Source organism: Burkholderia sp. Ac-20345 (genome assembly GCF_017104825.1).
In the GTDB taxonomy this organism is placed as follows: Bacteria; Pseudomonadota; Gammaproteobacteria; order Burkholderiales; family Burkholderiaceae; genus Burkholderia; species Burkholderia lata_B.
This window is the reverse complement of record NZ_JAAGPO010000122.1, coordinates 24147-30799: the sequence shown is the minus strand read 5'-3', so window position 1 is coordinate 30799 and position 6653 is coordinate 24147. Positions and strand designations below refer to the sequence as shown.

Below are 6653 nucleotides of genomic sequence, written 5' to 3'. Positions count from 1 at the left end.
AAGCGCGGGATCGGCGTGGCGCTCCTGGCCGGCGTCGGCGCGATCGCGCTCGGCCTCGATACGGGTGCGCTCGCCCAGTTGTCGACCGTCACGACGGGCGGGCTCGAAACGAAGCTCGTCGACCGGCTCGGCGGGCGTTCGAACGGCGCACCGGCGGCGGCCGCCGCGACGGGCAACGCCACCGACGACACGAGCGGCGGCGCGATGATGGCCGCGGCTGCCGATGGCGCGCAGGCCGGCGGCGGTGCGATGGCTGGCAGCGCGATGATGCGCGCGGCGAACGCGACGCCGGCCGCGTTGCCCGTCGAAGGCACGCTGCCGTCGCTCAACGGCGCCGTGCAGTGGCTGAACTCGCCGCCGCTGACGGCGGCCGGCCTGCGCGGCAAGGTCGTCCTGGTCGATTTCTGGACCTATTCGTGCATCAACTGCCTGCGCACGCTGCCGTACACGACCGCCTGGGCACGCAAGTACGCGCCGTACGGGCTCGTCGTGATCGGTGTGCACGCACCCGAGTTCGCGTTCGAGCGCGACATCGGCAACGTGAAGAAGGCCGTGCACGACCTCGGCATCGGCTACCCGGTCGCGATCGACAACGGTTATTCGATCTGGCGTGCGTTCGGCAACGAATACTGGCCCGCGCACTACTTCATCGACGCGCAAGGGCGCATCCGCCATCACCACTTCGGCGAAGGCGAATACGCGCAGTCGGAGCGCGCGATCCAGTCGCTGCTCGCCGAGGCCGGCCATCCGGAAGCGCTGAATGTGCCGCTCGGGCTCGCCGGTGCACCGGCGAAGGGTGCGCTCGCGGCGGCTGACGCCGCGGACGTCCGTTCGCCCGAAACCTATGTCGGCTATGCGCGTGCGGAAAGCTTCACGTCGCCGGGCGGCGTCGTGCGCGATGCGGCGCACCGCTACGACGCGCCGGCGCACCCCGATCTCAACGACTGGGGCCTCGCCGGCACGTGGCAGGTCGGCGCCGAACGCGCGTCACTCGCCGCGCCGTCGGGACGAATCGTCTACCGCTTCCACGCCCGTGACCTGCACCTCGTGCTCGGGCCGGGAGCCGACGGCCAGCCCGTGCGCTTTCGCGTGACGATCGACGGCGCCGCGCCCGGTGCCGCACATGGCACCGACGTCGACGCGCAAGGCTACGGCACCGTGACCGGGCAGCGCCTGTACCAGTTGGTCCGCCAGCCCGGCGCGATCGCCGACCGCACGTTTGCGATCGAGTTTCTCGATCCCGGCGTGAATGCGTACGCGTTCACGTTCGGCTGATCCGGGCCGGAGGCGGCGCACCGGTGCCGCTTCCGGACCACCCGCTTTCCATACCGCCTTTCGAAGGAGCACACCGTGAACACCACCTCCCCCCGCGGTTCCGCGCCGCAACGGCGCACGGCGATGCTGCGCCGCATCGGCGCCATCGCCGTCGCGGCCGCCGCCGTGTTCGGCTACCAGCGCATCGTCAATTCCGCCGAGCCGATGCGCACCGTGCCCGCGCCGACGCTCGACGAAACGCCCGGCGCATCGCACGACGAGACGGCCGTGCTCGCCGGCGGCTGCTTCTGGGGCGTGCAGGGCGTATTCGAGCACGTGAAGGGCGTGAAGCAGGTCACGGCCGGCTATACGGGCGGCGCGTCCGAAACCGCACACTACGCGCTCGTCGGCTCGGGGCTGACCGGGCACGCGGAATCGGTTCGCATCGTCTACGACCCGACCCAGATCACGTACGGCCGGCTGCTGCAGGTGTTCTTCTCGGTCGCGCACGATCCGACCGAGCTCAACCGGCAGGGCCCCGACGAAGGGTCGCAATACCGGTCGGCGATCTTCCCCACCACCGCGCAGCAACGTACGGTCGCGACCGCGTACATCGCGCAGCTCGGCACCGCGCACGTGTTTCCGGCGCCCGTCGTCACACGCGTCGAAAACTACAAGGGCTTCTACCCGGCCGAGACCTATCACCAGAACTACCTCGAGCTGCATCCGGACGCGCCGTACATCGCGTACAACGACATGCCGAAGATCGCCGGGCTGAAGCAGCACTTCCCGGCGCTGTACCGCACCGACGCGGTACTGTGGCGCGATGCGCACTCGTGACCGGCAAGCGGCCGCGTGACGGGGTGACGCCCGCCGCACGGCCCGGGCCGGGGCCGGTGCGGCTACGCACGGCCAGCACGCGCCGCCTTCGGCCCGGTTTGCGTTGCATCAACGAAACCGCGGCCGCCGTGCCGGGGCAAACCCGCATCGCGTCCGCCGCGACCGGCAACTTCGCGTAGACTTCTCCAGATCCCCGCCGCATCATGCGGCGCCCGGAATCCCAGTCCAGCCTGGAGGCGTCACGCATGCGCGCAGTGCCCTTCCCCGATAGCGGCACCCTTGGAGAACCCTCTTCCGGCTCGGCCGTGCGCGACCTGCGCCGCGTGCCGATTCATCCCGATCACTGGTACCCGCTCGCGTGGTCGCGCGAGCTGAAACGCGGCAAGACGCTCGGCGTGCGCTTCGCCGGCGATCCGATCGTGCTCGTGCGCACCGAATCCGGCGCCGTGTACGCGCTCGAGGATCGTTGCGCGCACCGCCAGGTGCCGCTGCACGCAGGCGTCGTGAGCGGCGAGACGCTGCGCTGCTGCTATCACGGCTGGACCTACGCGTGCGACAGCGGCCGCTGCGTCGACGTGCCGTACCTCGGCCGCGAGCGCTTGCCCAACGGCGTGCGCGCGTATCCCTGCCGCGAAGCGCACGGGCTGATCTTCGTGTTCCCGGGCGACACGACGCTCGCCGACACGCGGCCGTTCCCCGCACTCGAATCGGCGGACGACCGCGCGTTCAAGACGCGCCGCTTCGGCCGCGAGGTCAAGTGCCACTACTCGTTCATGCACGAGAACCTGATGGACATGAACCATCAGTTCCTGCATCGCAAGCAGATGGGTCAGATGCGTGCGCGCTCGGTCGGCCGGCGCCGCGGCGACGACTGGGTCGAAGTCGACTACACGTTCGCACGAATGGAAGGCAAGCAGCCGGTCGGCGAAGCACTCGTGTTCGGCGCGAGCAAGAAGCCGGCCGACCAGGCCGACAAGAGCGTGATGACGGTGCGCACCGGCTATCCGTACCAGACACTGCAGATCCGCTCGAGCGAGGGCACGCTCGTGATGGACCTGTGGATCGTCTACGTGCCGCTCGACGCCGAGCAGCGCACCAACCGCACGTTCGGACTGCTGTCGATCCACAAGCCCGGCATCCCGTTCGCGCTCGATCTCGCGTGGCCGCTGCTCGTCTGGTTCACCGAGCGCATCTTCCGCGAGGATCGCTGGATCGTCGAGCGCGAGCAGGAAGCGCACGACGCCCAAGGCGCCGACTGGAACCACGAGGTGTTTCCGGTCATCAACGAGCTGCGCGACCTGCTGCGCCAGTGCGGCGCGCGCACGGTGATTCCGATCCGCGACGCGCGCGACGGCGCGTGATGCGAGTGGCGTGCCATCGCGCGCGCCGTTACAACCGGAATGCGCCCGGCAGCAATGCGTGGGCCGTCGTGACCTCGACGGCCCCTTTCAGGTTGGCCAGGATCACTTCGATGTCGGGCGTGCCGATCTCGATGATCACCTGACGGCACGCGCCGCACGGCGCGATCGGGCCGTCGGTGTCGCCCACGACCGCGAGCCGCGTGAAATCCCCCGGACGATAACCGGCGGCGATGGCCGAAAACATCGCCGTGCGTTCCGCGCAATTGCAGAGTCCGTAGGACGCGTTCTCGACATTGCAGCCGTGAAAAATCGTTCCGTCGCGCGCCTGCAGGGCCGCGCCGACCTTGAAGCGCGAATACGGCGCGTACGCGCGTTCGCGCGCCGCCTTCGCCGCTTCGATCAGTTCGTGTCGTTCCATTTCGTCGTGCCTCCGATTGTGTGCCGGGATAGTTCGGCGCGGCTGCATCCCGGCCGTCACGATGCGCCCGTGACGTGAAGCGATCGCCAGTGTCGGCACCGGCGATCGGATCAGCCGATCCGCTGATAAATGGTCGGCGGCGCGTCGCCCGTCTCGCCCAGCACGTAGCTGCGCTGGATCGCGTCCACCGCGTGCGCCACCGAGGCAGCGTCGCGGGCATGCACGTAACCGAGCGGCTGGCCGGCGTCGACACGCTGCCCGATCTCCGCGAGCGCCGTCAGGCCGACACTGTAGTCGATCGCATCCGCCGCGCGCGTGCGGCCGCCGCCGAGCGCGACGACCGCCAGCCCGAGCGCGCGGCAATCGACCCGCTGCACCACGCCGCTCGCGCGCGCCGGAACCGGCACGATCACCTCCGCCCGCGCGAGATAACGTGCGGGCGCATCGATCAGGTTTGCAGGGCCGCCGAGCGCCGTGACCATCCTCGCGAAGCGTTCCGCCGCCGCACCCGAATCGAGCGCGTGCTGCAACTTCGCGCGCGCGTCTGCGACGTCGCGTGCCAGCCCGCCGGTGACGAGCAACTCCGCGGAAAGCGCCATCGTGACGTCATGCAGGCGCACCGGACGCGACTTGCCCGTCAGGTAGTCGATCGCGCATGCCACTTCGAGCGCATTGCCCGCGCACGGCGCGAGCGACTGGTTCATGTCCGTGAGGATCGCGGTCGTCTTCATGCCGGCGCCGTTGCCGACGTCGACGATGCTGCGGGCCAGTTCCGCCGACTGCTCGGCGGTCGGCATGAATGCGCCGGAGCCGACCTTGACGTCCATCACGAGCCCGTCGAGACCGGCCGCGAGCTTCTTCGACAGGATCGACGCGGTGATCATCGCGACCGACTCGACGGTCGCCGTCACGTCGCGAATCGCATAGATGCGCATGTCGGCCGGCGCCAGCCGCGCGGTCTGCCCGATGATCGCGACACCGACGTCGCGCACCGTGCGTCGAAACGCGTCCGTATCGGGCGTCACGTCATAGCCTGGAATCGCGCTCAGCTTGTCGAGCGTGCCGCCGGTATGGCCGAGCCCGCGCCCCGAGATCATCGGCACGTAGCCGCCGCACGCGGCCACCATCGGCCCGAGCATCAGCGACACGACGTCGCCGACGCCGCCGGTCGAATGCTTGTCGATCACCGGCCCGTCGAGCTCGAGCGCACGCCAGTCGAGCACGTCGCCGGAGTCCCGCTGCGCGAGCGTCAGCGCAACGCGCTCGTCGACGCTCAGGTCGTTGAAGTACACCGCCATCGCGAACGCGGCCACCTGGCCTTCGGTCACGCTGCCGTCGGTCACGCCGCGCACGAACGCGGCGATCCCGTCGCGATCGAGCGGCTGCCGGTTACGCTTCTGGCGAATGAATTCCTGCGGTAAAAACATCGTTGCCTCTCCTCGATCGGTCAGTGGCCGCTTCGGGCTCAATGCAGGGAAAAGAACAGGCCGGCGATCGCGGCGCTCATCAGGTTCGACAGCGTCGCGGCCGTCAGCGCGCGCAGGCCATGCCGCGCGACTTCCGAGCGGCGTTCGGGCGCGACCGCGCTGAAGCCGCCCGCGAGAATCGCGATCGACGAGAAGTTCGCGAAGCCGCACAGCGCGAACGACACGATCGCGAGCGTCTTCGGGTCGAGCACCTGCAGGCCGGCGGCCGCGACGTGCTCGCCGCCCTTCAGGTACGGCGACAGGTCGCCATACGCGACGAACTCGTTGAAGATCAGTTTCTCGCCGATGAAGTTGCCGGCCAGTGTCGCGTCGTGCCACGGCACGCCGATGATCCACGCGAGCGGCGCGAACAGGTGGCCGATGATACCCACCAGCGTGATCTGCGGAAAGCCCGCGAACGCGGCCACGCCGCCGACGATGAGGTTCATCAGCGCGATGAGCCCCACGAACGCGATCAGCATCGCGCCGACGTTGATCGCGATCCGCATCCCGACCGCCGCACCGGACGCCGCCGCCTCGATCACGTTGGCGGCGCGCTTGTCGTCGAAGTCGAGCCCGTCGACCACGACGCGGCTCGGCTCGACCGTCGGATACAGCAGCTTGCCGAACAGCAGCCCGCCGGGCACCGCCATGAACGACGCGGCGAGCAGGTATTCCATCTTCACGCCAAGGCCGGCGTAGCCGACCAGCACCGATCCCGCGACCGACGCCATGCCGCTCGCCATCACCGTGAAGATCTCGGCGCTCGTCATGTTCCGCACGAACGGCTTCACGAGCGCGGGCATCTCGCTTTGCCCGAGAAAGATCGTCGCCACCGCCGAGCACGCCTCGATGCGGCTCACGCCGAGCACTTTCGCCAGCGCCGCGCCGAGGATCGCGACGATCCACTTCATCACGCCGATGTAGTACAGCACCGCGATCAGCGCGGTCACGAAGATGATCATCGGCAGCACGCGCAGGCCGAACACGAACCCGCCGTCGCCGAACAGCTGGAACATCCGGCTGTCGACCAGCCCGCCGAATACGAACGCGATGCCGTGATTGCCCATGTCGAGCACGCGATTGACACCGTTCGCGGCTGCCGCCAGCGCCGTGCGGCCCGACGGCACGAACAGCACCAGCGCGCCGATCGCCAGCTGCGTGCACAGCGCGGCGATCATGGTCCGGCGGCTCACCGCGCGCCGGTTGTTCGACAGCAGATAGGCAACCAGCAGCAGGAACAGCATACCCAGGAGACTGCGCAGAATATCCACCTCGTACTCCTTGCTCTCAATGTTGTTGGACTGTTCGGCG

At 69.1% G+C, this 6653-nt stretch carries 6 protein-coding genes; 3 read left to right on the top strand and 3 right to left on the bottom strand.

What is annotated here, in order from left to right; all coding sequences use genetic code 11:
• The 3 genes from G3O06_RS32015 to G3O06_RS32005 all read left to right on the top strand — a co-directional run.
• Positions 1-1275, top strand: a 1275-nt coding sequence (locus tag G3O06_RS32015; protein ID WP_205818599.1) for a thioredoxin family protein, incomplete at its 5' end; no start/stop codon positions are given.
• Positions 1276-1350: 75 nt separating this feature from the next.
• Positions 1351-2094: a peptide-methionine (S)-S-oxide reductase MsrA gene (gene msrA, locus G3O06_RS32010; protein ID WP_346779563.1), complete on the top strand. Its 744-nt coding sequence runs from the start codon at positions 1351-1353 to the stop codon at positions 2092-2094.
• Positions 2095-2339: 245 nt separating this feature from the next.
• The gene (locus tag G3O06_RS32005) at positions 2340-3455 is read left to right on the top strand and encodes an aromatic ring-hydroxylating dioxygenase subunit alpha (RefSeq protein ID WP_205818598.1); all 1116 of its coding nucleotides are present in this window, start codon (positions 2340-2342) and stop codon (positions 3453-3455) included.
• Positions 3456-3483: 28 nt separating this feature from the next.
• Here the strand turns inward: G3O06_RS32005 and G3O06_RS32000 are convergent, their stop codons facing one another.
• The 3 genes from G3O06_RS32000 to G3O06_RS31990 form a co-directional block, all read right to left on the bottom strand.
• Positions 3484-3873: a cytidine deaminase gene (locus G3O06_RS32000; protein WP_043185533.1), complete on the bottom strand. Its 390-nt coding sequence runs from the start codon at positions 3871-3873 to the stop codon at positions 3484-3486.
• Positions 3874-3983: 110 nt separating this feature from the next.
• Complete coding sequence (gene deoA / locus G3O06_RS31995) at positions 3984-5300, bottom strand: thymidine phosphorylase (protein WP_205818597.1); 1317 nt, start codon at positions 5298-5300, stop codon at positions 3984-3986.
• 38 nt (positions 5301-5338) lie between these two features.
• Complete coding sequence (locus tag G3O06_RS31990) at positions 5339-6613, bottom strand: NupC/NupG family nucleoside CNT transporter (protein WP_174974135.1); 1275 nt, start codon at positions 6611-6613, stop codon at positions 5339-5341.
• Between the last annotated feature and the right edge of the window lie 40 nt (positions 6614-6653).

Bases quoted from the DNA above. Each gene is read 5' to 3' on its own strand.
- deoA (WP_205818597.1), bottom strand. From the start codon at position 5,300: ATGTTTTTACCGCAGGAATTCATTCGCCAGAAGCGTAACCGGCAGCCG.
- G3O06_RS32000 (WP_043185533.1), bottom strand. From the start codon at position 3,873: ATGGAACGACACGAACTGATCGAAGCGGCGAAGGCGGCGCGCGAACGC.
- G3O06_RS32005 (WP_205818598.1), top strand. From the start codon at position 2,340: ATGCGCGCAGTGCCCTTCCCCGATAGCGGCACCCTTGGAGAACCCTCT.